This is a genomic window from Frateuria sp. (genome assembly GCF_035695185.1).
Classification (GTDB): Bacteria; Pseudomonadota; Gammaproteobacteria; order Xanthomonadales; family Rhodanobacteraceae; genus Frateuria_A.
Map to the genome: position 1 here is coordinate 1 of NZ_DASSES010000176.1, position 3,058 is coordinate 3,058.

Here is a 3,058-nt window from a genome sequence, read left to right on the forward strand (position 1 = left end):
GCCAGCGTGCTGATGTCGATGGGCATGATGATGGTCTCGCCGATGATCATCTCGCTGCCGTTCAAGATCATGCTGTTCGTGCTGGTCGATGGCTGGACGCTGCTGATCGGGACGTTGGCTGGAAGCTTCTACACATGACGGGCCCCGTCACGCCGATCCTTCCCCCGCGCGCGGGGGAAGGTGCCCGGAGGGCGGATGGGGGAAGCCTTGCGGGGAACCTTCCCGTGAAGCCCCACGCCAAAAGCGCCCCCATCCGCCTGTCGGCACCTTCCCCCGCCTCCGCGGGGGAAGGACCCGGCCGCGCGCCGCGCGCCCCGTTTGTTGTTCCCTGGCTGACGCCATGACCCCTGAATCCGTCATCGAATTCGGCCAGCACGCGCTCTACGTGGCGATCCTGGTGGCCGCGCCGCTGCTGCTCACCGCGCTGGCCGTGGGCCTGCTGGTAGGCGTGATCCAGGCGGCCACGCAGATCAACGAGATGACCCTCTCGTTCATCCCCAAGCTGATCGCCATGGCGGTCGTGGCGCTGATCACCGGCCCGTGGATGCTGCGCACGCTGGTGCAGTTCACGCGGCAGCTGATCGAGGGGCTGCCCGGGGCCGTCAAATGACGACGGTGGACCTCGCCCAGCTCGAAAACTGGCTGGGCGGCCTGCTGTGGGCGCTCGGCCGCGTCGGCGGCCTGTGCCTGATCGCGCCGGTGCTGGGTGCGCCGATGATTCCCGCACGCATCCGCGTCGGACTGGTCGTCGTGCTGACGCTCGTGCTGGCGCCGCTCGCGCCGGCGGCGATCGATCCGCTGAGCGCCGGGGGCGTGGCGACGATGATCAGCCAGATCCTGATCGGTGCCTCGGTCGGCTTCGTGCTGAAGCTGGTGTTCGAGGCGGTGGCGTTCGGCGGCGAGCTGGTCGGGCAGGGCATGAGCCTGGGCTTTGCCGAGGTGGTCAATCCTGGTGGTGGCGGCAGCACGCCGGTGCTCAGCCAGTTCTACATGGTGCTGGTGACGCTCTTGTTCCTGGCGCTGAACGGGCACCTGCGGCTGATCCAACTGCTGGCCGACAGTTTCCACACGCTGCCGCCCGGACCCGTCGCGATCGATGCCGAGGGGCTGCACGCGGTGGTGCTGTTCGGCGCGAAGCTCTTCGCCGGTGCGGTGCGCGTGGCGTTGCCGGCGGTGACGGCACTGCTGGTGGTCAACGTCGGCTTTGCCGCGATCAGCCGCGCGGCACCGTCGATGAACCTGTTCGCGGTCGGCTTCCCGATCACCCTGTGCCTCGGGTCGATCGCGCTCTGGATGGGCCTGCGCGCGCTCCCCGGGGCGTTCGACACCTTGCAGGACAGCGCCTGGTCGCTGATGCAGCAACTGGTCGGAGGCTGATCCCATGGCCGAGAGCGACGACCAGGAACGCACCGAACAACCCTCGGAAAAACGACTCAACGAGGCCCGCGAAAAAGGCGACGTCCCGCGATCGCGCGACCTCTCCGGCGCGCTGGTGGTGCTGGCCGGCGTGGCCGCGCTGCTCTCGGGCAGCGAAGGTGCGATGGCGCATGCCCGCACCATCTACGGCCTCGGCCTTTCCTACAGCCGCGATGCGCTGTTTTCCGATGCCTTGCCCGCCCGCGTGCTCGGCATGGCGGTGCGCGAGGCGCTGATGCTGCTTGCGCCGGTCGCCGTGGCGACGATCCTGGCCGCGCTCGCCGGGCCGATGCTGCTCGGCGGCATCAGCTTCAGCGGCCAGGCGCTGCAGCCGAAGTTCGACCGGCTCAACCCGGTCGCCGGCCTGGGCCGGCTGTTCGCCATGCGCGGGCTGGTCGAGCTGGTCAAGTCGCTGGTCAAGCTGCTTTTCATCGGCAGCGCGCTGGCGCTGCTGCTCAAGCACTCGGTGGACGAGCTGCAGGCGCTGGGCCGCGCGGACGTCGCGCTCGGCGTGGCGCGCGCCATGTCGCTGCTGGGCCGCTCGGCGCTCCTCTTTGGCGCGCTGCTGGCGCTGATCGGCGGCGCGGACGCGCTCTACCAGAAGTTCGACCACGCCAAGCGCCTGCGCATGACCCGCCAGGAACTCAAGGACGAGGCCAAGGAGACCGAGGGCAACCCGGAGCTCAAGGGCCGCATCCGCCAGGTGCAGTTCGAGATGTCGCGCCGCCGGATGATGCAGGAGCTGCCCAAGGCCGACGTGATCGTGACCAACCCGACCCACTTCGCCGTGGCGCTCAAGTACGACGAGAACGGCGCCGGCGCGCCGCGCGTGATCGCCAAGGGCGTGGACGTGCTGGCCCAGCAGATCCGCCTGGTGGCCAGCGGCCACCGGATCCCGATGGTCGAGGCCCCGCCGCTGGCACGCGCCTTGTATGCCACCACCTCGCTGGGCCGGGAAATCCCGGTCTCGCTGTACGTGGCGGTGGCGCAGGTACTGGCCTACGTCTACCAGTTGAAGCAGGCGACGGCACGCGGCGACGAGCCGCCGCCGGCACCCAGGCCCGAGGTCGATCCGGACCTGATGGGCCCTTACAAGCTCTAAAGGAAACACCGCATGGCCGCCGCTGGCGCAATGGAAAGTCTCAAGCAACTGGGCCGCCGCGGCGTCGGCGCACCGGTGGTCATGCTGGCGATGCTGGCGATGGTCATGCTGCCGATGCCGCCGTTCCTGCTGGACATGCTGTTCAGCTTCAACATCGCGCTGTCGCTCGTCATTTTGTTGGCGGTGATCTACGTCATGCGGCCGCTGGAGTTCGCCGCTTTTCCGACGGTCGTGCTGATGGCGACGCTTTTGCGTCTCGCCCTGAACATCGCCTCGACCCGCGTGGTGCTGTTGCACGGCCACGACGGCCCGGGGGCGGCCGGCAAGGTGATCGAGGCGTTCGGCGAGTTCGTGATCGGCGGCAACTTCGCCGTCGGCCTGGTGGTGTTCGCGATCCTGACCATCATCAACTTCGTGGTGGTCACCAAGGGCGCCACCCGCGTGTCGGAAGTGACCGCCCGCTTCACCCTGGACGCGATGCCCGGCAAGCAGATGGCGATCGACGCCGACCTCAACGCCGGCCTGCTGACCCAGGAACAG

The 3,058-nt window shown here is 68.7% G+C and carries 4 protein-coding genes and 1 pseudogene; all 5 read left to right on the forward strand.

The window, feature by feature from the left end:
- A pseudogene (locus VFH59_RS14130) lies at nucleotides 1-138 on the forward strand (flagellar biosynthetic protein FliP); the annotation flags it as partial.
- Between the two features lie 202 nt (nucleotides 139-340).
- Complete coding sequence (fliQ, locus tag VFH59_RS14135) at nucleotides 341-610, forward strand: flagellar biosynthesis protein FliQ (RefSeq protein WP_325165549.1); 270 nt, start codon at nucleotides 341-343, stop codon at nucleotides 608-610.
- Nucleotides 607-1,377, forward strand: coding sequence for a flagellar biosynthetic protein FliR (gene fliR, locus VFH59_RS14140; protein ID WP_325165550.1), 771 nt, complete (start codon nucleotides 607-609; stop codon nucleotides 1,375-1,377). Before fliQ ends, fliR begins: the two co-directional genes overlap by 4 nt.
- 4 nt (nucleotides 1,378-1,381) lie before the next feature.
- Nucleotides 1,382-2,518 carry a flagellar biosynthesis protein FlhB gene (gene flhB / locus VFH59_RS14145; RefSeq protein ID WP_325165551.1) on the forward strand — a complete coding sequence of 379 codons (1,137 nt, stop codon included), beginning with the start codon at nucleotides 1,382-1,384 and terminating at the stop codon, nucleotides 2,516-2,518.
- Between the two features lie 12 nt (nucleotides 2,519-2,530).
- On the forward strand, nucleotides 2,531-3,058 hold a 528-nt coding region (locus tag VFH59_RS14150; RefSeq protein WP_325165552.1), incomplete at its 3' end, for an FHIPEP family type III secretion protein.

Coding starts and splice junctions, on each gene's coding strand:
- fliQ (WP_325165549.1), top strand. CDS start 341: ATGACCCCTGAATCCGTCATCGAATTCGGCCAGCACGCGCTCTACGTG.
- fliR (WP_325165550.1), top strand. CDS start 607: ATGACGACGGTGGACCTCGCCCAGCTCGAAAACTGGCTGGGCGGCCTG.
- flhB (WP_325165551.1), top strand. CDS start 1,382: ATGGCCGAGAGCGACGACCAGGAACGCACCGAACAACCCTCGGAAAAA.